Source organism: Lacrimispora xylanolytica, assembly GCF_026723765.1.
In the GTDB taxonomy this organism is placed as follows: Bacteria; Bacillota; Clostridia; order Lachnospirales; family Lachnospiraceae; genus Lacrimispora; species Lacrimispora xylanolytica.
Window position 1 is genome coordinate 915,001 of sequence record NZ_CP113524.1, and the last position, 22,679, is coordinate 937,679.

19 protein-coding genes, 3 tRNA genes and 1 rRNA gene (1 of these 23 running past the window's edge) are annotated in these 22,679 nt (G+C 42.7%); 22 read left to right on the top strand and 1 reads right to left on the bottom strand.

From position 1 onward, the window contains the following. The 21 genes from OW255_RS04415 to OW255_RS04515 form a co-directional block, all read left to right on the top strand. Positions 1-1,528 (top strand): 23S ribosomal RNA (locus OW255_RS04415); it begins 1,365 nt to the left of the window's first position. A gap of 85 nt (positions 1,529-1,613) precedes the next feature. Beyond that, a tRNA-Gly gene (locus OW255_RS04420) sits at positions 1,614-1,686 on the top strand. Positions 1,687-2,054: 368 nt separating this feature from the next. Next, positions 2,055-2,651, top strand: coding sequence for a cytidylate kinase-like family protein (locus tag OW255_RS04425; protein WP_268116573.1), 597 nt, complete (start codon positions 2,055-2,057; stop codon positions 2,649-2,651). A gap of 83 nt (positions 2,652-2,734) precedes the next feature. Continuing rightward, positions 2,735-3,331: a L,D-transpeptidase family protein gene (locus tag OW255_RS04430; protein ID WP_024837113.1), complete on the top strand. Its 597-nt coding sequence runs from the start codon at positions 2,735-2,737 to the stop codon at positions 3,329-3,331. 135 nt (positions 3,332-3,466) lie between these two features. Then, the gene (locus tag OW255_RS04435; RefSeq protein ID WP_268115751.1) at positions 3,467-4,642 is read left to right on the top strand and encodes an aminotransferase class I/II-fold pyridoxal phosphate-dependent enzyme; all 1,176 of its coding nucleotides are present in this window, start codon (positions 3,467-3,469) and stop codon (positions 4,640-4,642) included. Beyond that, on the top strand, positions 4,639-5,100 hold the full coding sequence (locus tag OW255_RS04440; protein WP_268115753.1) for a VanZ family protein: 462 nt from the start codon (positions 4,639-4,641) through the stop codon (positions 5,098-5,100). Before OW255_RS04435 ends, OW255_RS04440 begins: the two co-directional genes overlap by 4 nt. Next, a complete protein-coding gene (gene truA, locus OW255_RS04445) occupies positions 5,084-5,830 on the top strand; it encodes a tRNA pseudouridine(38-40) synthase TruA (RefSeq protein ID WP_268115754.1) in 747 nt (248 codons plus the stop codon). Before OW255_RS04440 ends, truA begins: the two co-directional genes overlap by 17 nt. Before the next feature lie 22 nt (positions 5,831-5,852). Continuing rightward, positions 5,853-7,031 (top strand): cation diffusion facilitator family transporter, encoded by a 1,179-nt coding sequence (locus tag OW255_RS04450; RefSeq protein WP_024837109.1) that lies wholly within the window; start codon positions 5,853-5,855, stop codon positions 7,029-7,031. 77 nt (positions 7,032-7,108) lie between these two features. Then, positions 7,109-7,687 (top strand): RNA polymerase sigma factor, encoded by a 579-nt coding sequence (locus OW255_RS04455; protein ID WP_024837108.1) that lies wholly within the window; start codon positions 7,109-7,111, stop codon positions 7,685-7,687. A gap of 8 nt (positions 7,688-7,695) precedes the next feature. After that, entirely contained in the window at positions 7,696-9,120 is a 1,425-nt protein-coding gene (locus tag OW255_RS04460) for an anti-sigma-I factor RsgI family protein (protein ID WP_024837107.1), read from the top strand. A gap of 87 nt (positions 9,121-9,207) precedes the next feature. Beyond that, positions 9,208-9,280: transfer RNA gene (locus tag OW255_RS04465), tRNA-Gln, on the top strand. 138 nt (positions 9,281-9,418) lie between these two features. Next, positions 9,419-9,491: transfer RNA gene (locus OW255_RS04470), tRNA-Gln, on the top strand. Positions 9,492-9,613: 122 nt separating this feature from the next. Further along, on the top strand, positions 9,614-10,339 hold the full coding sequence (locus tag OW255_RS04475; protein ID WP_024837106.1) for an acyl-[acyl-carrier-protein] thioesterase: 726 nt from the start codon (positions 9,614-9,616) through the stop codon (positions 10,337-10,339). A gap of 1 nt (position 10,340) precedes the next feature. After that, on the top strand, positions 10,341-11,180 hold the full coding sequence (locus OW255_RS04480; RefSeq protein ID WP_024837105.1) for a CvfB family protein: 840 nt from the start codon (positions 10,341-10,343) through the stop codon (positions 11,178-11,180). Between the two features lie 28 nt (positions 11,181-11,208). Then, positions 11,209-11,793 (top strand): class I SAM-dependent methyltransferase, encoded by a 585-nt coding sequence (locus tag OW255_RS04485; RefSeq protein WP_024837104.1) that lies wholly within the window; start codon positions 11,209-11,211, stop codon positions 11,791-11,793. A 321-nt stretch (positions 11,794-12,114) separates the two neighbouring features. Continuing rightward, positions 12,115-13,227, top strand: coding sequence for an ABC transporter ATP-binding protein (locus OW255_RS04490; protein WP_024837103.1), 1,113 nt, complete (start codon positions 12,115-12,117; stop codon positions 13,225-13,227). Between the two features lie 103 nt (positions 13,228-13,330). Then, a complete protein-coding gene (locus OW255_RS04495) occupies positions 13,331-14,419 on the top strand; it encodes a PucR family transcriptional regulator (RefSeq protein ID WP_024837102.1) in 1,089 nt (362 codons plus the stop codon). Between the two features lie 688 nt (positions 14,420-15,107). Beyond that, entirely contained in the window at positions 15,108-15,794 is a 687-nt protein-coding gene (gene ftsE / locus OW255_RS04500; protein ID WP_024837101.1) for a cell division ATP-binding protein FtsE, read from the top strand. Continuing rightward, the gene (gene ftsX / locus OW255_RS04505) at positions 15,784-16,692 is read left to right on the top strand and encodes a permease-like cell division protein FtsX (RefSeq protein ID WP_024837100.1); all 909 of its coding nucleotides are present in this window, start codon (positions 15,784-15,786) and stop codon (positions 16,690-16,692) included. Before ftsE ends, ftsX begins: the two co-directional genes overlap by 11 nt. Positions 16,693-16,704: 12 nt before the next feature. Next, a complete protein-coding gene (locus OW255_RS04510) occupies positions 16,705-17,907 on the top strand; it encodes a murein hydrolase activator EnvC family protein (RefSeq protein ID WP_024837099.1) in 1,203 nt (400 codons plus the stop codon). 22 nt (positions 17,908-17,929) lie between these two features. Further along, positions 17,930-19,228, top strand: coding sequence for a S41 family peptidase (locus tag OW255_RS04515; protein ID WP_035317670.1), 1,299 nt, complete (start codon positions 17,930-17,932; stop codon positions 19,226-19,228). A gap of 133 nt (positions 19,229-19,361) precedes the next feature. On the opposite strand, the gene OW255_RS04520 is transcribed toward OW255_RS04515, so the two are convergent. Beyond that, positions 19,362-20,393, bottom strand: coding sequence for a threonine aldolase family protein (locus OW255_RS04520; protein ID WP_024837098.1), 1,032 nt, complete (start codon positions 20,391-20,393; stop codon positions 19,362-19,364). Positions 20,394-20,609: 216 nt separating this feature from the next. Between OW255_RS04520 and uvrB the strand changes: the two genes are divergently transcribed. Next, positions 20,610-22,595, top strand: a complete 1,986-nt coding sequence (uvrB, locus tag OW255_RS04525) for an excinuclease ABC subunit UvrB (RefSeq protein WP_268115759.1) — start codon at positions 20,610-20,612, stop codon at positions 22,593-22,595. The last annotated feature ends 84 nt before the right edge of the window (positions 22,596-22,679 follow it).

The window sequence follows — 22,679 nt, forward strand, 5'->3', positions numbered from 1 at the left end:
TCTGGGTAAGTCGGGGCCTAAGGCGAGGTCGAAAGACGTAGTCGATGGACAACAGGTTGAAATTCCTGTACCGCATATTATCAGAACTGTGGGGACACAGAACCGAGAGAGAACCCGGGAATGAAAAGACCGGGGCAAGCATTGGACTGGTTAAGTTGGCAAATCCGCTTAACAACAGGAAGGTGTGACGCGTACCGAACAAAAGTAGGGAAGTCTCTGTAGGGGCTGTCAAGAAAAGCCGCTATTGTGTAATATGTGCCCGTACCGTAAACCGACACAGGTGGATGAGGAGAGAATCCTAAGGCCGGCGGGAGAAGCATTGTTAAGGAACTCGGCAAAATGACCCCGTAACTTCGGGATAAGGGGTGCCTGAGAAATCAGGCCGCAGAGAATAGGCTCAAGCAACTGTTTAGCAAAAACACAGGTCTATGCAAAACCGAAAGGTGAGGTATATGGGCTGACGCCTGCCCGGTGCTGGAAGGTTACGAGGAGGGGTTAGCGGCAACGCGAAGCTCTGAATTTAAGCCCCAGTAAACGGCGGCCGTAACTATAACGGTCCTAAGGTAGCGAAATTCCTTGTCGGGTAAGTTCCGACCCGCACGAAAGGCGTAATGATTTGAGCGCTGTCTCAACAATGCACCCGGTGAAATTGAAATACCAGTGAAGATGCTGGTTACCTGCGCCAGGACGGAAAGACCCCATGGAGCTTTACTCTAGTTTGATACTGGGATTCGGTATTGCATGTACAGGATAGGTGGGAGGCAGTGAATCAAGGACGCCAGTCTTTGAGGAGCCGATGTTGGGATACCACCCTTGCGATATTGGGTTTCTAACCTGCAGCCATTACCTGGCTGGGGGACAATGTCAGGCGGGGAGTTTGACTGGGGCGGTCGCCTCCGAAAGTGTATCGGAGGCGCTCAAAGGTTCCCTCAGAATGGACGGAAACCATTCGAAGAGTGCAAAGGCATAAGGGAGCTTGACTGCGAGACCGACGGGTCGAGCAGGTAGGAAACTAGGACTTAGTGATCCGGTGGTATAAAGTGGGATTGCCATCGCTCAACGGATAAAAGCTACCCTGGGGATAACAGGCTTATCACTCCCAAGAGTTCACATCGACGGAGTGGTTTGGCACCTCGATGTCGGCTCATCGCATCCTGGGGCTGTAGTAGGTCCCAAGGGTTGGGCTGTTCGCCCATTAAAGCGGTACGCGAGCTGGGTTCAGAACGTCGTGAGACAGTTCGGTCCCTATCCGGCGTGGGCGTAGGATATTTGAGAGGAGCTGTCCTTAGTACGAGAGGACCGGGATGGACTGACCTCTGGTGTATCTGTTGGTGATCAACACCATGGCAGAGTAGCCAAGTCGGGAAGGGATAAACGCTGAAGGCATCTAAGCGTGAAGCCCCCCTCAAGATGAGATATCCCATCGCAAGAGTAAGACCCCTTGAAGACGACGAGGTAGATAGGGCAGAGGTGGAAGCATGGTAACATGTGTAGCTGACTGTCACTAATAGGTCGAGGGCTTAACCAGGTTGGTTTAGGTAAGAGGAAAGAACGGATGAAAGATATATAACAATGTGTGGTTTTGAGGGTATATGCCTGAAAAAAGAGAGTAAGCGCGAGTGGCTCAGTTGGTGGAGTACGACCTTGCCAAGGTCGGGGTCGCGGGTTCGAGTCCCGTCTCGCGCTCTTATACGAAAGATAAAGGCGGATTTCCAGAAATGGAGGTCCGTTTTTTTGTGCATTTAATTCCTTCAATTGCAAGATCCAAAAGAACATTGAAAAATTAATGAAAGCTTTGAAAGATTAAAGGAAGCATTGAAGGATGAATAGAAGCATTGAAATCAAAAAAGAGTTTTAGGATAATAAAAAAGGATTAGGGAAAAGAATCAAAGACCAGGAAATAAAAATAAAAACTTGATTATTATGATGGTATCATAAATATTGGGAAGAATCAGAGATAAGAGAAATAAGGTATACAGGAATTTTTAAATGTGGTAAAATTCGAGTAAGGAGAGATTTTGAATCCCTTTGGCAAAAGAGGAGGAGATAATATGTTGGAAAGGGTAATAACCATTAGCAGAGAGTTTGGAAGCGGCGGGAGAGAGCTGGGAAAATTATTGGCAAAAGGACTGGAGATTCCTTTTTATGATAAGGAACTCATAGCTTTGACTGCGGAAGAATGTGGTATGACAGAAGAAAGCCTTTTACGCTACGATGAGAGAATACCAGTTATTAAGGAATCACTGGAACAGCAGATTTATACTCCATTTTCAAATTATTATGAGATACCAATGTCGGACCAGGTATTTCTTACCCAGACTCGTATTATAAGGAAGCTGGCTGATCAGGGGCCATGTATTATTGTTGGCCGTTGTGCGGACAGGGTGCTTGAAGATAGCGTAAATCTTTATATCTATGCGGGAATTGAAGAACGAATACGAAGACTTAATACTTTAAATACAGGAGTGGACCCTAAGGAAATAGAACAAAGAATCCGGGATATGGACCGGAAGCGAAAAGATTATTATCAGTATTATACTGGATGTGAATGGGGGAAGGCGCAAAATTATCATTTATGTCTAGATAGCGGTTTGATTGGATTGGAAGGCTGCTACGGTACAGTTATGGAATATTTGAAGTCTCTTTCTTAAATTTGGAAAAATTGTAAGAATAATGTAACCCATCATTTTCCAGAGAGATGATATAATGGTAGAAAAAAGAAGGGATTAGAGCAATGAAATGGTTTAAGAGAAAAATAAGAGCCTTAATAGCGGGAGTACTTATCCTGGTGACAACGATTTCTTTTAGTGGTGCAGCACTCGCAGATCAGGCTACAGGGCCAGGGGCCGGAAATCTTCGTTCCACCAATGGAGTAACTATATATGTAAGTAAAAGATTAAAGACATTGACTTTAAAACAGAATGGCGTTCTTATTAAAGAGTATCCCGTTTCCATGGGAGCTTCTTCTGCAGAAGGGAATAAGAAGGTGGAAGGAGACATGAGGACTCCAAGCGGTGAATTTTATGTCTGCACCAGAAATGATAAAAGTGTTGCATATCTTTCCCTGGGACTTTCTTATCCGGGAATAAAGGACGCGGAAAGAGGATATGCTGACGGTATTATCACAGAGGCCCAAAGAGATGAGATCATCAGAGCCAATAAGGCAGGCGAACAGCCGCCGTGGGATACTCCTCTTGGAGGAGCTATTATGATCCATGGCTGCAGGGTTCCTGATGGGGATACTCATGGTTGTGTTGCAGTGGATAATGATGTGATGGATGTATTGTGGAGCTACTGTAATTTAGGTGTGCCGGTTACCATAGGACCATAGGTAAAAGTGTCCCCAATATACGGTTTTAAGCCGTTTTTGGGGACTTTTTTAATGGGTATCCTTGTATTATAACAGGCTTTGTAATATAATAACTTACATTATGAAAATTACGAAAAGACAGAGGTGAGACGACCAATGCAATTTTCAGAAAGAATGAATCAATTTGGAGAGGGAATTTTCTCCAAGTTGTTGGAGATGAAACAGCAGAAAGAAGAAAAGGGAGAAGAGGTTATTGATTTAGGTGTGGGAACTCCCAATATCCCACCGGCGGCCCATATCAGACAAGCCTTATGTGAGGCTGCTGCAAAGCCGGAAAATTATATCTATGCCATACGTGATCAGAAAGAGCTTTTAGAGGCTGTGGCTGTCTGGTATAAAAATAGATATCACGTAGACCTTGATCCTGATTTGGAAATCTGTTCCCTTCTTGGTTCTCAGGAAGGACTGGCACATATTGCATTTTCTGTTATTGATGATGGAGATATCGTCCTTGTTCCGGATCCCTGCTATCCTATTTTTGCAGACGGACCTTTGTTAGCTGGAGCAAGCCTTTTTTATATGCCTCAGAAGAAAGAAAATGATTATATCATTGATTTTTCTGATATTCCAGAAGATATTGCAAAAAAAGCTAAATTCATGTTAGTTTCTTATCCAAACAATCCGACTACTGCTATGGCTCCGGATTCTTTTTATGAGGAGCTGATTGCATTTGCAAAGAAATATAATATTATTGTTTTGCATGACAATGCTTATAGTGAGCTTGTTTTTGATGACAAAACCTGCGGAAGCTTTTTGCGTTTTCCGGGTGCAAAAGAGGTTGGAGTGGAATTTAATTCTCTGTCAAAGACGTATGGGATGGCAGGAGCTCGAATTGGTTTTTGTGTTGGAAATCAGGAGGTAGTGGAAAAACTGAAGACTTTTAAGTCTAATATGGACTATGGAATGTTTCTCCCAATCCAGCAGGCGGCAATTGCAGCCATCACAGGAGATCAGTCCTGTGTAAAAGAGACCAGAAAAGCCTATGAAAGGCGTCGAGATGTTCTTTGTGATGGCTTTAACCGCATTGGGTGGAAGATGGAACGACCGAAGGCTACCATGTTTGTATGGGCTAAAATACCGGATGAATTTTCTGATTCCATGGAGTTTGCTACGGAACTGATGGAGAAAGCTGGTGTTTTAGTCACTCCTGGAAGTGCGTTTGGGCCTTCTGGTGAGGGATATGCAAGAATGGCTCTGGTACAGGATGAAGAAGCACTTCACAGAGCGGCAGAAATGATAGAGAAGAGTGGTATTTTGAGGAAGTCCAAATGAAAAGAAAGTATATATGGATATTGATCGTTGGACTTTATGTCTTATTCATTTTTTCAAATTCCATGAAGATTGCTGACACTTCATCAAAAGACAGTGGCAGATTATTGTATCTGATACAAAGTGTTTTTCAATATTTTGAATTAAATGTCTATTGGCTTACAGAGCATGTGATACGTAAAATGGGGCATTTTGCAGAATACTCTTTACTGGGTATGCTGCTTTTTGGGTGTCTGGGTGCTCAGGGAATGAGTGAAGAAAGACGTTGGACTTACCATGCAGCATCAGGGTTTCTTGTGGCTTTTTTTGATGAAACCATTCAGTTGTTTGTAGAAGGACGCTCAGGTCAGATTTCAGATGTTTGGCTGGATTCGGCAGGTGTTGCTTTTGGTACCCTGGTAATGATGGGAATCTATTTTATTTACAAAAGATCGGAGATATTAAATGCTAAAAAATTATAAGATGGTACTGGAGTATGATGGCAGCCGTTATGATGGTTGGCAGAAGCAGGGAAATACGGACCGTACCATACAGGGAAAGCTGGAAGGGATCTTAGAGCGGCTGGCAGAAGTTCCAGTTGAAATACATGGATCAGGAAGGACAGATGCAGGGGTTCATGCTCTGGCCCAGACGGCTAATTTTCACCTGGATACAAGGATGTCCGAGGGAGAAATAAAAGATTATCTTAACCAGTATCTTCCGGAGGACATTAGGGTAATTAGCCTGGACCGTGCAGGGGATCGGTTTCACAGCCGTTTGAACGCGGAGGAAAAGACCTATCTTTACCGGATAGAGACGGGGGAAAGAAAGCAGGTATTTGAACGTAAGTATATCTATGGTTTTGGCAGGCCTCTTGATGTAAATGCGATGAGAGAGGCTTCCCGGTATTTTCTGGGAGAGCATGATTTTAAGAGTTTTTGTTCCAATAAAAAAATGAAAAAGTCTACCGTAAGGATACTGAAAGCGATTGAATTTGAGGAAGAGGGTAGCAGGCTTTTTATACGCTATACCGGCAATGGCTTTTTACATCATATGGTGCGTATCCTTATGGGCACTCTGATAGAAGTAGGAGAAGGTAAGAGAAGTCCAAAAGAGATGAAAGAAATATTAAAGGCAATGGACCGCAGCGCAGCAGGAACTACAGTGCCTGCGGAAGGTCTGTTTTTAGAAAAGGTCAGTTATAAAGATTAGGGTAAGGTCAGAAGGGAGAAGTATGACTGAATTTTTAGTAAGGACTTTTGTAAAGAACTACAAAAATACGAAAGATATCCAGGTACGTACCAGTTACGGTGTTATGGTAAGCGTCGTAGGGATTTTGTGTAACATTCTCCTGTTTGGTGCTAAAATATTTGCCGGACTTTTGGTAAACAGTATTTCTGTTATGGCTGATGCGTTTAATAACTTATCGGATGCAGCTTCTTCCATTATAGGATTTGTGGGAGTCAGAATGGCTGGTAAGCCGGCGGATGAAGATCATCCTTTTGGTCATGGAAGGGTGGAGTATATCGCAGCATTTATTGTGGCGTTCCTGGTCATTCAAGTAGGTTTTTCTCTCTTTAAAACTTCCTTTGGGAAGGTGATGAACCCGGAAGAGATGTCCTTTCAGGCCGTAACGGTTGTTATTTTGATCCTTTCTGTCTTTGTAAAGCTGTGGCTTGGATTTTTTAACCGCAAGCTTGGAGAAAGAATTCAGTCCTCTGTCATGAAGGCCACGGCTGCGGACTCTTTGGGGGATGTGGTCACCACCACTGCAACGATTTTATCGGTGGCTGTTTATGGCATTTGGGGACTTAATATTGACGGAATTGTGGGACTTATTGTATCAGTAGCCGTTATGCTGGCTGGTGTAAAAATTGCAAAGGAAACACTTACTCCTCTGATTGGTGAACCCATTGATCCAAAGCTTTATCTGGAAATTACAGAATTTGTGGAAAGTTATGAAGGTATTATAGGAAGTCATGATCTCATTGTACACAATTATGGACCTTCCAGAAGCATGGCTTCTATTCATGCGGAGGTACCTAATGATGTAAATGTGGAAATCTCTCATGAGGTTGTGGACCGTATTGAACGGGAAGCCTTAAAAAAGTTCGGTATTTTTCTGGTTATCCACATGGATCCGGTGGAAACAAAAAATTCCAGAGTGATGGAATTTGGGAGCATGCTGGAGAATGTAATTCATGGTGTGGATCCCAGGATATCATTTCACGATTTTCGGTTGATCGATGGGCAAGAACAGATCAACCTGATCTTTGATCTGGTATTTCCCAGGGAATACGATAAAAAGAAACGAGAACGGTTAAAGGAAGAAATCATAAAGAAAGTGACTGAAACTGATAATCGATGCTGTCTGGTCATGACAGAAGAAAGTGGCTTCGCAGTGGAAAAATAAGGTAATAAATAATTTTCCATTTTATGCAATAAGATGACAGTATTCCGCATTAACTTAGTAGAAAGGAAATCCAAACCATGCTATTTATGGGATTGATGAGCCTTGACCGGCCGGAAGATTACGGCCGTTTGAGCGATGAAAAGCTTCTTAATAAAGTCGCAGATGGTGACCAGGAAGCCTTTCGACAGCTATACCAGAATACGGACCGTACGATGTACAGTTTTATACTGTCCATTGTAAAGAATCCCCAGGATGCAGAAGAGATTATGCAGGAGTCTTACTTAAAGATCTGGACCTCTGCAAAAGGCTATAAATCTCAGGGGAAGCCGCTGGCCTGGATGTTTACGATTGCACGGAATCTATGTTATATGAAGTTTCGGGAACAGAAACATGATTCGGATGTTACGATAGATGATTTAATGGGTCTAGAAGCAGGAGAGGTTTGTAAGGAAATTGAGATGGCGGCAGATAAGATGGTGCTTCTTGCGGCTCTTCAGATTTTAAAAGAGGAGGAGCGGGAGATTGTTCTGCTTCATACATCGGGCGGTATGAAGCATAGAGAGATCGCTGCCAGTCTGAATATTCCTTTGGCAACTGCGCTATCCAGATATAACCGTGCCATGAAAAAGTTGGAAAATTATTTAAGAGAGGAGTAGGCTTTGATATGAACCAGTCAGATCAGAGACAAATGAATAAAAAGCAAATCGAAGCCTGCATAACCACTGCTGCCCGGGATATGGTACCTGATGTTCTAGACCGCATTGATTTAAGTACCCCACAGGAAGCGATTGAAGTACATAAAAGGCCTGTTTTCATGATTCGGCGGAGGGTAATCGCCTCTTTGATAGCCGCCTGTTTTTGCATGGTCGCCCTAGCTGGAGGTACCTATACGTACCAAAACGGAAGAGTGGACTCTGTCATTGGAATTGATGTAAATCCAAGCGTTGAATTGTCTGTGAATCAAAGAAATAAGGTACTGTCTGCCAAAGCTCTGAATGAAGATGCTAAAAATATCATGGAGCAGATGGATCTAAAGGGCGTGGATTTAAATGTGGCAGTAAATGCAGTGATCGGAGCCTTGGTCACCAATGGTTATCTAACGGATTCCGATAATGCCATTTTAGTTACCGTTGCCAATGACAGTGTAAAAAAAGCAAAGAATCTCCGGTCAACCGTTGTGAGTGACATAAAGACGGCATTGAAGGAAAAACAATTAGAAGCGGTTGTATATGACCAGCAGGTGATTGATGAGGAACAGGTAAAAGGGTTTGCTTCCGAGTACGGAATTTCTTATGGGAAGGCCTACTTTTTAAAGGAACTGATGGATCAGAATCCCTCCCTGACTTTAGATGATATAAAGAATCTTGCCTCCCTTAACATGGAGCAGATTGCCAAGGTGATTACGGAACGATCCTATGCCGTAGGTGGAAAAACCGAGGTGACGGAGGCGGAGACAGATGCAACTACGAAAGTCACTACGGCACCCCCGGTAACTGATCCTACAGCGGAATCAGTTACGGAACAGGAAACTTCTGCTGTCCAGCCATCTTCTGAAACAGAGAGCCAGACAACAGCACATAAGGATTCATCTCAGGCTCAGACGACTTCAGCCTCACCATCTTCTTCCTCAGAGGAAACAACCTCTGATCAGGACAATGTAAGCGGTGAGAAAATTAAGATTGATTATGTGGATTATGAAGACGGTGTAGTTACGGTTTATTTTAAAACAAAGGTTAAGTGGAAAAACCCCACAGTTTCTGTAAAAGATGGGGATGGCAATACGTATTCTGCCAAGGTTTCCGATACAGATTCGGAATCTTGTGAAATAGAGGTCACTGATCTTTCCCAGGGGAAGGAATATACTTTTATTCTTGGTGGTATATCACCCAAAATTGGTAAGCAGGTTACGGTGAAAGGAGTTTTTGAAACTCCGGTTATTGGTAGTGAAGATTCTGAATCAGAAGAAACCACCCAGGCGGAGACAACGGTTCCAGCCAGTACGGCACCTGCTGAGACAGAGAATATAGAACATAGCACCGAGAAAAACGTCTCTCAGGAACAGACATCCCAAAAGGAAACCGCTCACTGAGAGGCGGTTTTTTCTTTATTCCGAAAAAACTATAATTAGTGCTTGACCAAAGAGAAAATTGGTAGTATAATACACTCGTTGTGTTAATGGGCTATCGCCAAATGGTAAGGCAACGGACTCTGACTCCGTCATTTTCAAGGTTCGAATCCTTGTAGCCCAGTTTAATGGGAAGCTTTGGTTTTCTAAGATTTTAGAGAATCGGAGCTGTTTTTTTGCAAAATTTGACACAATAGAAAATTTTGGGAAAAATGCTTGACACATTTTGTAGTTTCATGTATAATGAATCTCGTTGTAGTGATGGGCTATCGCCAAATGGTAAGGCAACGGACTCTGACTCCGTCATTTTCAAGGTTCGAATCCTTGTAGCCCAGTTAGTAAACGGAACCTGGATAGGTTCCGTTTTTTGCATATATAAGTAGGATGTTTTTGGTTTATCTGGACAAGAACATAAAAATGCATTATAATGTTATATAATTTTGGTGAGAGGTGTAAGATGTATTATTTCGGCAGCAGAGTCCGTTACAGTGAGACAGATGAATATGGGAAACTGACATTAACTGGCATCATGAACTATCTTCAGGATTGTTCCACATTTCAGTCTGAGGATAACGGATTAGGTCTCTCTTACCTGATAAAACGTCACAAAGCATGGTGGCTTTCTTCCTGGCAGATTGTTGTGGACCGTTATCCGGTTCTGGGGGAAGAGATCGTAATCAGCACCTGGCCTTATGACTTTAAGGGCTTTTACGGATACCGGAATTTTACCATTAGTGATAAGAACGGAAACTATCTGGTAAGGGCCAATTCCGTTTGGTTTCTCTTTGATACGCAAAAGGGCAGGCCAGTTAAGATTGAGCCTGATGATATCAAGGGGTATGGCGATGGCTGGGAAGAGAAGCTTACTATGGATTATGCTCCAAGAAGGATTGAACTGCCGGAGGATTACAAGGCACTGGATCCTGTGACTGTAAGCAAGCATCATATTGATACCAATCATCATGTGAACAATGCAAAATATGTAGAGATTGCCAGGGAAGTGCTTCCGGATGACATGGAGGTTACGGAACTGAGAGTGGAATATAAAAAAGCGGCAGTCTTTGGTGATGCTATTTATCCCCGCATCAGCCGGACAGAGGAAGGTTATACGGTTTCTTTGTGTGACGGGCAGGGGAACGCCTTTGCGGTCATTTGGCTGCAGGGAAAAACAGAGAGGAAATAACATGATAGAATTAGGAAAGATGCAGACCCTGGTAGTACAGAGGGTCAAGGAATTCGGTGTATATCTTGGAGAAGATGGCTCAGGTGAGGCCTCTGTCCTTCTTCCTAAGAAGCAGGTTCCGGAAAATACTTCTCCTGGTGACAGGATCCACGTTTTTATCTATAAGGATTCTGAGGACCGGCTCATTGCTACCACAGCTGAGCCAAAGCTTAAGGTAGGGGAAACTGCCGTACTTAATGTAAAAGAGGTTGGAAAGATCGGTGCATTTCTCGATATGGGTCTTGAAAAGGATCTTCTTCTGCCCTTTAAGGAACAGACACATAAGGTCCGTCAGGGTGAGCAGGTGTTGGTGGCCCTTTACATTGACAAGAGCAAACGCTTGGCTGCGACCATGCGGGTATACTCCTATATGAGCAATCAGTCACCTTATAAAAAGGACGATCAGGTTACTGGCATCATCTATGAAATAAGTGATACTCTCGGTGCATTTGTAGCCGTAGACAATCAGTATTACGGTCTGATCCCACAAAAGGAATTATTTGAAACTTACAGGGAAGGTGATAGTGTGACCGCCCGGGTAATGAAGGTGCGGGAAGACGGAAAGCTGGATCTAAGTCCAAGACAGAAGGCTCATATTCAGATGGATCAGGATGCTGCCCGTGTGTATGAAATCATAGATACCCAGTTTCAGGGAAGTCTGCCATTTACAGATAAGGCAGATCCTGAGATCATTAAAAGGGAATTTTCCATGAGCAAAAATGCATTTAAGCGTGCCATAGGCCATCTTTTAAAAGAAGGAAAAGTTAACATAACAGATAGCAAAATCGATAAGATTAAATAGCGGGTAAGCGGATAACAGGAGGATTATTTTGGACTCGATAGACTATTATAATAAGTATGCGGCAAAGGAATTTGAGGAAACTGTAAATCAGGATATGTCAAAGATCATGAAGGAATTCACTGATCTTCTCGAAGAGGGAGATACTATTCTGGATTTAGGCTGCGGATCAGGCAGAGACAGCCTGACCTTCTATGACCTTGGATATGACGTAACTCCGCTTGATGCATCGGAAGAGATGTGCAAGCTGGCAGAGATCCACACTGGTCTGGAAGTGCTTAAGATGACATTTGAGGAAATGGATTTTGACAACGTTTTCGATGGTATCTGGGCATGCGCATCATTACTTCATACTCCGAAGAAGGAACTGTCTGACATTCTTACAAAGATAGCAAGGGCCTTAAATGACAGGGGAATCCTTTATATGTCATATAAGCTTGGAGATTTTGAGGGGTTTCGGGGAAAACGGTATTTCACCGATTATACGGCTGATTCTATCACTGAGCTTCTAAGGGATAACGGTCGATTTGAAATTGTTAAGATCTGGGAAACCGAGGATGTCCGTACTGGTCATTCTGACGTTAAGTGGTTGAACGTTCTTGTTAGAAAACAATAAAATGACAAAAAATTACACAAGGCGGAGTCGATATTTGCGGCTCCGCCTTGTAATTTATTACCAAATATCATGAAAATTAAGCGCTTGCTATCGAATATAGACAGAAAAAGCCAGGCCATTCTTTTGTTATTTTGACGTTTCAGTCAATTTTTTTGTATGTTATACAAATTAGCCAAAAGCCCTAAATTCTTTTTGGTAAATAACAATATGGTAAATAAAATTCAATTCATGTATGATTATTTCAAGAAACATGAGCCAGGGCTGTGGGGGCTTTTGGCTGTTACAAGTGGTTTACATTATATTTTTAGGAGGATTAGTAAGATGGCTAGTTTATCATTGAAAAACATTGTCAAAAGATATCCGAATGGATTTGAGGCAGTTAAGGATTTTAATCTGGAAATCGCAGATAGAGAATTCGTTATTTTCGTAGGACCATCCGGATGTGGTAAGTCCACAACCCTTCGTATGATCGCAGGTCTGGAAGACATTTCTTCCGGTGAACTTTACATTGACGGAAAATTGATGAATGATGTTGAGCCAAAGGACAGAGATATCGCAATGGTATTCCAGAACTACGCTCTTTATCCGCATATGACTGTATACGATAACATGGCGTTTGGTCTTAAGCTTAGAAAAACTCCAAAGGAAGAGATTGAGAAGCAGGTTCATGAAGCTGCAAGAATTCTTGACCTTGAGCATCTGTTAGACCGTAAGCCAAAGGCTTTATCCGGTGGACAGAGACAGCGTGTTGCCATGGGACGTGCCATCGTACGTAATCCTAAAGTATTCTTAATGGATGAGCCTCTGTCAAACCTTGATGCAAAGCTGAGAGGCCAGATGCGTATTGAGATCTCCAAGTTACATCAGAGACTTCAGGCAACCATTATCTACGTAACACATGACCAGACAGAGGCTATGACTCTTGGTACCAGAATCGTAGTTATGAAGGACGGCGTTATCCAGCAGGTTGACTCTCCTCAGAACTTATACGATAAGCCAGGCAACAAGTTCGTTGCTGGATTTATCGGAGCTCCTCAGATGAACTTAATCGATGCTACAGTTGCTAAAAATGGCAGCGATGTAACACTTACTTTTGGAGGCAACACAATCGCTCTTCCAGAAGCAAAGGCTAAAAAGTTAGAGGCAGCAGGCTATGTTGGAAAAACTGTAGTTTTAGGAATCCGTCCAGAAGATTTACACGATGAGGAAGCATTCCTTGCATCTTCTCCAAACAGTATCATTGACGCAACCATCAGAGTTTATGAGCTCTTAGGTGCAGAAGTTTACTTATACTTTGATGTTGATGATGCAAGCTTTACAGCAAGAGTAAATCCTCGTACAACTGCTAGACCTGGCGATACAATTAAGCTTGCACTTGATTTATCCAAGGTACATGTATTTGATAAGGATACAGAACTTGTTGTTTTAAACTAAATTATATGAAAAATTCAGCAGGCGGGTATGATACTCGCTTGCTTTTTTTTTCTTTTTGCTTTAATATAGAATAAGGTAAATTTACGAAAAAGGAGAATATGCCATGATTTCGAATCAAATACTTCAAACGACCATTGAAGGATTAAAAGGAATTACAAGAATTGATCTGTGTATTTGTGATACAGAAGGAAAGGTATTGGCTACCACATTTCCTGATGCGGAAGATTATGAAAGTTCAATCCTGGCTTTCGTGGATTCTCCGGCCGACAGCCAGGTAATCCAGGGATACCAGTTTTTTAAAGTGTTCGATGAACACCAATTAGAATACATCCTTCTTGCAAAAGGAGGAAGCGATGATGTATATATGGTCGGCAAACTGGCTACGTTTCAGATTCAGAGCCTTTTGGTTGCATATAAAGAACGTTTCGATAAAGATAATTTCATCAAAAATTTACTTCTTGATAATCTCCTTTTGGTTGATATTTATAACCGTGCAAAGAAACTGCACATTGAAACAAATATCAAAAGAGTCGTATTTATTATTGAGACCCAGCATGAAAAGGATGTAAATGCGCTTGAAACAGTGCGCAATCTATTTGCGGCTAAAACAAAGGATTTTGTTACTGCTGTAGATGAGAAAAACATCATTCTCGTAAAGGAAGTAAAAGAAGGCGAGACATATGAGGATTTAGAAAAGACAGCGAATACCATTCTGGACATGCTCAACACAGAAGCCATGACCCAGGTTCACGTTGCCTTTGGTACCATTGTCAGCGAAATCAAAGAAGTTTCCAGATCTTATAAGGAAGCTAAGATGGCTATGGATGTTGGCAAGATCTTCTATAGCAATAAGAATGTAGTTGCTTACAGCAAGCTTGGCATTGGCCGTCTGATTTATCAGCTCCCACTTCCATTATGTCGTATGTTTATCAGAGAAATCTTCGACGGCAAATCACCAGATGATTTTGATGAAGAGACATTAACGACCATTAATAAATTCTTTGAGAATAGCTTGAACGTATCAGAGACATCCAGACAGCTTTATATTCATAGAAATACTTTGGTATATCGTTTGGATAAGCTTCAGAAGAGTACTGGGTTGGACCTTAGGGTGTTTGAGGATGCGATTACGTTTAAGATCGCACTTATGGTTGTAAAATACATGAAATACATGGAGAACCAAGACTATTAACGCCAGCCATGAGCAGTGCGAAAAGAGGCAGCAAAACAGCTGCGTTACGCTAGCGTAAAAGCAGATGATTTGCTGTCTCTTTTCATAGGGCGAAGCCCGTAAACTGAGATGAAGCGAAGCGGAATCGAAGTTTCACTGCGGGTTAGAGGGAAGCACACAAAACCTCCGCTAGCGTAAAAGCAGATGATTTGCTGCCTCTTTTCATAGGGCGAAGCCCGTAAACTGAGATGAAGCGAAGCGGAATCGAAGTTTCACTGCGGGTTAGAGGGAAGCACACAAAACCTCCGCTAGCGTAAAAGCAGATGATTTGCTGCCTCTTTTCATAGGGCGAAGCCCGTAAACTGAGATGAAGCGAAGCGGAATCGAAGTTTCACTGCGGGTTAGAGGGAAGCACACAAAACCTCCGCTAGCGTAAAAGCAGATGATTTGCTGCCTCTTTTCATAGGGCGAAGCCCGTAAACTGAGATGAAGCGAAGCGGAATCGAAGTTTCGCTGCGGGTTAGAGGGAAGCACACAAAATCTCCGCTAGCGTAAAAGCAGATGCTTAGCTCCCTCTCTTTTTATTGGACATCCCCGTAAACTGAGATGAAGCGAAGCGGAATCGAAGTTTCACTGTGGTATAGAGTAACACAAGCAACAATCCTTTCCATGCAAAAAGTACGTAAGCAAAAAGACTTAGAGGACTGAAATGATAGAATTATGGAATGTAAGTAAAACATATGAAGCCGGTAACAAAGCCCTTCGCAACGTCAGCATCAATGTGGAAGATGGAGAATTTGTTTTCATCATCGGCCGCAGCGGTTCAGGTAAATCAACACTTTTAAAAATGCTGTTAAAAGAAGTGGAACCAACCTCCGGCAAAATAATAGTAAATGATATGAATTTAGGCAAGATGCCAAGAAAATTTATTCCAAAATACAGACGAAAGCTAGGCATGGTCTTTCAGGACTTCCGTCTTTTAAAAGACCGTAATGTTTATGAAAACGTTGCTTTTGCCCAAAGAGTCATTGGTGCCTCTACAAAAAGCATCAAAGAGTCTGTCCCAGCCATGTTAAAGATGGTAGGCTTATCGTCAAAATACAAATTTTTTCCTCAGCAGTTGTCCGGTGGTGAGCAGCAGCGTGTTGCCATTGCCAGGGCTCTGATTAACCGACCGGAAATTCTTCTTGCAGATGAACCCACTGGAAATTTAGATGGGCACAATTCCATGGAGATCATGAAGCTTCTAAACGAGATCAACAAGCAGGGAACTACTGTAATCGTAGTAACTCATAGCCAGGAGATCGTAGATCGGATGAAGAAGCGAGTGATTGTGATGGATCGCGGAGCCATCATTAGTGATGAGAAAAAAGGCGGTTATACATATGAGAATTAGTACATTTTGGTACTGCTTAAAGCAGGGCGTTAATAATATATGCAGGAACATTTTGTTTTCCCTTGCCTCCATTGCTACGGTATCCGCATGCATTTTTCTTTTCTGCCTGTTTTTTTCCATTGTTATAAATGTTCAGCATGTGATTAAGAATACAGAGGGCACCGTTGGAATTACCGTATTTTTTGAAGCCGGACTTGATAAGAATAAAATAACGGCAATCGGTAATCAGATTAAAGCCAGGGAAGAAGTAAAGGAAGTAAAGTTCATTTCCGCAGAGGAAGCCTGGGCGGAAGCAAAAGAAGCGTATTTTGGTGATATGCAGGATCTGGCAGAAGGGTTTGAGGAAGATAATCCTCTGGCCAATTCATCCTCTTATACCGTATACTTAAAAGATTTGGTAGATCAGGATAAAGTTGTGGACTGGTTAAAAGGCATTGAAGGAGTAAGAAAAGTCAATTACTCCAGAACCGCTGCAGAGGGCATGAATAGCTTAAATAAGGTCATTGGAGTGCTTTCCATGCTGATCATCGGCATTTTACTTGCGGTAGCTATTTTCCTTATCAGCAATACCATATCTGTGGCTGCTGCTTTCCGTAAGAATGAAAATCACATCATGAAGCTGATAGGAGCCACGGATTATATGATACGGGCCCCCTTTGTAGTGGAAGGTGTTATCATAGGCCTGATTGGAGCCTCCATTCCTCTCATTGCCATTTATTTTCTATACCGTTCTACGGTTGAGTATGTTGTTACAAAGTTCAGCATTTTATCGGGACTGTTTCAGTTTCTCCCGGTGGAGGCAATATTCCCGTACATGGCGGTAACTGCCCTGTCCTTGGGACTGGGTATTGGTTTCTTTGTAAGCTTCTTTACCATTAGAAAGCATTTAAAAGTGTAAGGGGAAATGCCCATGAATTTTAAAAAGAGGCTGTTTGCAGCAGGACTATGCAGTTTGATGGCAGTATCATGCATATTTCCTTCTTATGCGACTAAAACTGAGATGGATGAGGCAAAGAAAAAGGCCTCTTCTTTGGAAGAAGAAAAGAAGGAAATAGAAACAACCTTAAAGGAGCTGGAAGGGTTAGAGCAGGATGCTGCCAGTTACATAAAAAACCTTGACACCAGCCTTGATTCATTAAACAAACAGGTAAATGCACTGCAGTCCCAGATGAGTGCAAAGGAAGAAGAGATAAAAGCAGCCAGTGAGGAACTGGAAGCTGCAAAGACGACGGTCTCTCGCCAATATGAGGATATGAAGCTGAGAATTCAATATATGTATGAAAAGGGTGAGACAAGCTATATTGACTTATTATTTAAGTCTGGCGATCTCACCCAGCTTTTTAACCGGGCGGAATATATCAGCAGCATTGTCGCATATGATAGGAGAATGCTGGAGAACTACAAAAGATCGAAAGAAGAGGTAGAGCAGCGGGAACAGGTACTTTTGGCAGAGCGGGAGGAGCTGGCCGCCTTTGAGGCAGCAACCAGCAAAAAACAGCAGGAGGTAGAAAGCCTCATCAGTAAGAAAAATGCTGACCTTGCCGTTTACCAAAATAAGATCAATGACGGCAGAAATAGTTTAAAAGAGCTCAACCAGGATATCGCAGAACAGGAAAAGCGCATCGAAGCTATGGAGGCAGAGATCCGTAAAAAGGAAGAAGAAGCGCGTAAAGCAGCCCAGAAAGCAGGAAAAACGTATAATACGGTTGCGATCGGGAATATTAAGTTTATATGGCCCTGCCCTTCTTCAAGCAAGATTACCTCTGGCTTTGGTGACAGAGATTCCCCGACAGAGGGTGCATCTACCAATCATAAGGGAATTGATGTGAGCGCACCAACGGGAAGCGACATCGTAGCGGCGGCGTCTGGTACAGTTACCATATCTACATACAGTTATTCTGCCGGCAACTATATCATGATACATCATGGCGGCGGTGTTTATACCGTCTATATGCACTGTTCGGAGCTTTTGGTGTCCGCAGGGCAAGAGGTATCTCAGGGGCAGGTAATTGCAAAAGTGGGTTCTACCGGATATTCTACCGGGCCTCACCTCCATTTTGGAATCAGGGTAGATGGAAGCTATGTAAATCCGGCGAAATACGTTAGCCCATAAGGAGCTAGATAGGAGAATGACAGTGGAGAGTAAAAATAAATTTTGGAAGGGTGCCCTGGTCGGGGCACTGTTAACTGCATTAGCAGGCCTCGTGATCGTAGGAATGTCCCTGGGAATATTTCTGATTGGGAAAGCTGCAATTGATGGAAATGGACAGACTGCGGAATCAGCCCAGACAGAAAATCAGCAGGGAAATTTAGACTTAAATCAGATTACTTCCAAGATACAGACGATTCAGGCAGTAATAGACAAATATTATCTATTTGACGAAGACACCAGCGATGTGGAAGACTGGATCTATAAGGGGATGTTAAGTGGACTTGGCGATCCTTATACGGTTTATTACACCGCTGACGAATATAATAAGCTAAAGGAGGATACGTCCGGAGAATATTGTGGAATTGGAGTCATGGTCAGCCAGAGTGCTGAAACTGGCATTATCACCATAACCAAGGTATTTGAAGGAACTCCAGGCGCCCAGGCAGGTATTTTGCCGGGAGATCTTCTTTATAAGGTGGGAGATCAGGAAGTAACAGGCATGGATTTAGAGCTTGTAGTCAAGGATCACATTAAAGGGGAAGAAGGAACACCGGTCACCATTACTGTTCTCCGTAAAGATACAGGGAAATACATTGATATGACAATGGAGCGCCGGCAGATTACCGTTCCTACGGTTGAGCATGAAATGCTTGCTGATAAAGTAGGATATATTTCCGTAAGCCAGTTCGATTCAGTGACAGCCGACCAGTTCAAGGCTGCCATTGATGACCTAGAAAAACAGGGAATGAAAAAGCTGGTGGTGGACTTAAGAAATAATCCAGGAGGAATTGTGGACTCTGTAGTTTCCATGTTGGATTATATTCTTCCTGACAATCTGGAAATTAAGGGAGATCCAAACCTTGTAAGAAAGAAGAAGGATAAGACACTTCTTGTTTATATGGCTGATAAAAATGGCAAGGGCGAGCAGTATTATGCCAAGGACGGCCACCAGATCGATGTACCGATGGCTGTTTTAGTCAATGGTCAGTCAGCCAGTGCTTCCGAGGTATTTTCCGGTGCATTAAAGGATTATGGAAGAGCCAAACTGGTGGGAACAAAGACGTTTGGTAAGGGAATTGTGCAGACATTATTCCCTCTGGATAAAGGAACTGCCATTAAGATGACAGTTGCTCATTATTATACACCCAATGGTTTTGATCTTCACAAAAAGGGCTTAGAGCCTGATGTACCTGTGGAATTAAAGGAAGAATTAAAGACCAAGATTAAAATTGAGCATGAGGAAGATAACCAGCTTATGGAAGCCATCAAAGCTCTGAAATAAGAATGGATATAAAATGAAATATAATATGTAAAATAAGCCTCCTGGTTCGGTGAAGTGCCAATTCAGGAGGCTTTCGTGTTATAGTCTTGTATTATGGTAAGAAGTATATTGTGAGATACCCAGCAGAAAGGGATTATTCCTGAATATTGTCTTTTAGTGTCTTGATAAATTCTCTGCAGGCCTCTTCTTTGGTTGCCCATGAAGTAACCAGTCGGATGGCAGAGTGGTTGTTATCAAAGCGTTCCTGAATGGAAAATAGAAAATCCTTTTCAAGCTTTTCAATCAATTTATCAGGAAAAATGGGAAAGAGCTGGTTAGTCATGGAGTCTGAATAAAAGGAGAAACCACAGGAAGAAATACCATCTCGCAACAGGGTCGCCATCTCATTGGCATGTGCAGCCAGGTCATAGAAAAGGTTATTTTGAAACAGCTCCTCAAACTGGATTCCAAGAAGCCAGCCTTTTGCCATCATTGCGCCACGCTGCTTTATAAGAAAACGCAAGTCCTGCTTTAAATCTTTATGAAGGATAATGAGGGCTTCCCCAAAGAGGGCGCCATTTTTGGTTCCTCCAATATAAAATGCATCGGTAAGTTTTGCAATATCGGAAATTGTTACGTCGTTGATTGGGCTTGTCAGGGCAGAGCCTAAACGTGCACCGTCAAGGAACAGATATAAATCTTTCTGGCGGCAGATATGATGAAGGGACTCTAATTCAGCTTTGGTATATTGAGTTCCTATTTCTGTAGAGTTTGAGATGTAGACCATTTTAGGCTGTACCATATGCTCTGTGGTATGGTCCTCCAGAGCCTTTAAAATATCAGCGGGAGTCAGCTTGCCATCGTTACTTGGCATGGCAATGACCTTATGCCCTGTGGCTTCAATGGCGCCGGTTTCATGCACATTGATGTGTCCCTTATCTGTTGAGATCACAGCCTGCCAGGGGCGGAGAGCCGCTGCTATGGTTATTAAGTTGGTCTGGGTACCACCTGTGATAAAATGAATGTCACTATCTATTTGTCCAATTTCCTCACGGATGAGTTCTCTGGCATGGCTGCAGTGGTCATCAAGGCCGTATCCTCCATTCTGGATTAAGTTAGCCTGGATCATGGCTTCCAGTATCTTTGGGTGTGCGCCTTCGCTGTAATCGTTATTAAAGCTGTACATAAAAAGTCCTCCTGCTGTTAATCTATATGAATAGTATCATATATCAAACCGGTATGAATTGCAATCCAAAAGAAAGAATGGAATATTTGTATCAGGACTGGGAGATTCTGAAAGATATATGGAAATTTTCTATAAAGAACTGATGTTCTTTTTGCCTATACATTTTGTTATGGCTATGATATAATTGGCATTAAGAGATTTTGGAGGTGAAACATTATGGAGTTTAAACTACATTCAGAATATGCCCCTACTGGTGACCAGCCGCAGGCCATTGAAAAGCTGGTAAAAGGATTTGAGGAGGGCAATCAGTTTCAGACATTGCTTGGTGTTACAGGCTCAGGTAAGACGTTTACCATGGCCAATGTCATTCAAAGAATTCAGAAGCCAACTCTGATTATTGCCCATAATAAGACTCTGGCGGCACAGCTGTATGGAGAATTCAAGGAGTTCTTCCCGGAAAATGCAGTGGAGTATTTTGTATCTTATTATGATTATTATCAGCCGGAAGCTTATGTTCCTTCTACAGATACCTACATCGAAAAGGATTCTGCCATTAACGATGAGATTGATAAGCTGCGACATTCCGCAACAGCGGCTCTTTCTGAGCGGGAGGATGTAATTATTGTTGCTTCCGTGTCCTGTATTTATGGTCTTGGAAGCCCCATCGATTATAAGGAGATGGTTATTTCTTTAAGACCTGGAATGATAAAGGATCGGGATGAGGTAATTCATAAGCTGATTGAAATCCAATATGACAGGAATGATATGGATTTCAGGCGCGGTACCTTCCGGGTGAGGGGAGATGTTTTGGAGGTTTTCCCAGCTTATTCGGGAAGTGAAGCATACCGCATAGAATTTTTCGGAGACGAAGTGGAGAGAATCACGGAAATTGATACTCTAACGGGAGAGATCCGGGCAGAGCTTGGTCATATCGCTATCTTTCCTGCCTCTCATTATGTAGTCTCCAGGGATAAGATGGAGCGTGCTGCGGAAGCGATTCTTTTAGAGCTTAAAGAGCAGGTTTCTCATTTTAAAAGTGAAGACAAGCTGTTAGAAGCTCAGAGAATTTCGGAACGGACCAATTTTGATGTGGAGATGATGAAGGAAACTGGTTTCTGTTCCGGAATTGAGAACTATTCCAGACATTTGACGGGAAGTCAGGAGGGAGAGCCACCCTGTACCCTGATTGACTATTTCTCCGATGATTTCCTGATTATGATTGATGAATCCCATATTACACTTCCTCAGGTCAGAGGAATGTATGCAGGAGACCGGTCCAGGAAGACCACTCTTGTCAATTATGGCTTCCGGCTTCCTTCTGCTTTGGATAACCGCCCTCTTAATTTTCAGGAGTTTGAATCAAAAATCAATCAGATGCTGTTTGTATCGGCGACTCCTTCTGTTTATGAGGCAGAGCATGAATTATTGCGGGTGGAGCAGATCATACGTCCTACCGGACTTTTGGATCCGGAAATCGATGTTAGACCGGTGGAAGGCCAGATTGATGATCTTGTATCTGAGGTCAACAAGGAAATTGCGAAGAAGAACAAGATACTCATTACCACGCTGACCAAACGTATGGCAGAAGATTTGACTGATTATATGAGGGAAATTGGCATTCGGATAAAGTACCTCCACTCGGATATTGATACCTTGGAGCGTTCGGAAATCATTCGGGATATGCGTCTTGATGTGTTTGATGTTCTGGTTGGAATCAACCTTCTAAGAGAAGGACTCGATATTCCTGAAATTACTCTGGTTGCCATTCTTGATGCAGATAAAGAGGGATTCCTGCGCTCGGAAACCTCACTCATTCAGACCGTTGGACGTGCGGCCAGAAACTCGGAAGGCCATGTCATCATGTATGCGGACCACATTACCGATTCCATGCGTGTGGCAATTGAAGAGACCAACCGAAGAAGGGCAATCCAGCAGCAGTATAATGAAGAACATGGAATTACTCCAACTACCATTAAAAAATCCGTCCGGGATCTCATTGCCATTTCAAAAGCTGCGATTGAAGATGAGAAGGACTTTAAGAAAGATCCGGAGTCTATGGATGCCAAGGAACTGGAGAAGCTTTCCAAGGAGCTCACCAAAAAGATGCATCAGGCTGCTGCAGAGTTAAACTTCGAGGAGGCGGCAAAGCTGCGTGACCGAATGGTTCAGATAAAGAAGATGCTTCAGGAGATTGATGACTAAAAGGTTAATAAATTGTACAAGTAACCGCCATTGACATTGTTTCTCAGTAATAGTAAAATCTCTATGGATGCCAGGAAGTTAAAG

Excerpts from the sequence above, each read along its gene's own strand:
- OW255_RS04430 (WP_024837113.1), top strand. The coding sequence starts at position 2,735 with ATGAAATGGTTTAAGAGAAAAATAAGAGCCTTAATAGCGGGAGTACTT.
- OW255_RS04435 (WP_268115751.1), top strand. The coding sequence starts at position 3,467 with ATGCAATTTTCAGAAAGAATGAATCAATTTGGAGAGGGAATTTTCTCC.
- OW255_RS04440 (WP_268115753.1), top strand. The coding sequence starts at position 4,639 with ATGAAAAGAAAGTATATATGGATATTGATCGTTGGACTTTATGTCTTA.
- truA (WP_268115754.1), top strand. The coding sequence starts at position 5,084 with ATGCTAAAAAATTATAAGATGGTACTGGAGTATGATGGCAGCCGTTAT.
- OW255_RS04450 (WP_024837109.1), top strand. The coding sequence starts at position 5,853 with ATGACTGAATTTTTAGTAAGGACTTTTGTAAAGAACTACAAAAATACG.
- OW255_RS04455 (WP_024837108.1), top strand. The coding sequence starts at position 7,109 with ATGCTATTTATGGGATTGATGAGCCTTGACCGGCCGGAAGATTACGGC.
- OW255_RS04460 (WP_024837107.1), top strand. The coding sequence starts at position 7,696 with ATGAACCAGTCAGATCAGAGACAAATGAATAAAAAGCAAATCGAAGCC.
- OW255_RS04475 (WP_024837106.1), top strand. The coding sequence starts at position 9,614 with ATGTATTATTTCGGCAGCAGAGTCCGTTACAGTGAGACAGATGAATAT.
- OW255_RS04480 (WP_024837105.1), top strand. The coding sequence starts at position 10,341 with ATGATAGAATTAGGAAAGATGCAGACCCTGGTAGTACAGAGGGTCAAG.
- OW255_RS04490 (WP_024837103.1), top strand. The coding sequence starts at position 12,115 with ATGGCTAGTTTATCATTGAAAAACATTGTCAAAAGATATCCGAATGGA.
- OW255_RS04495 (WP_024837102.1), top strand. The coding sequence starts at position 13,331 with ATGATTTCGAATCAAATACTTCAAACGACCATTGAAGGATTAAAAGGA.
- ftsE (WP_024837101.1), top strand. The coding sequence starts at position 15,108 with ATGATAGAATTATGGAATGTAAGTAAAACATATGAAGCCGGTAACAAA.
- ftsX (WP_024837100.1), top strand. The coding sequence starts at position 15,784 with ATGAGAATTAGTACATTTTGGTACTGCTTAAAGCAGGGCGTTAATAAT.
- OW255_RS04510 (WP_024837099.1), top strand. The coding sequence starts at position 16,705 with ATGAATTTTAAAAAGAGGCTGTTTGCAGCAGGACTATGCAGTTTGATG.
- OW255_RS04520 (WP_024837098.1), bottom strand. The coding sequence starts at position 20,393 with ATGTACAGCTTTAATAACGATTACAGCGAAGGCGCACACCCAAAGATA.
- uvrB (WP_268115759.1), top strand. The coding sequence starts at position 20,610 with ATGGAGTTTAAACTACATTCAGAATATGCCCCTACTGGTGACCAGCCG.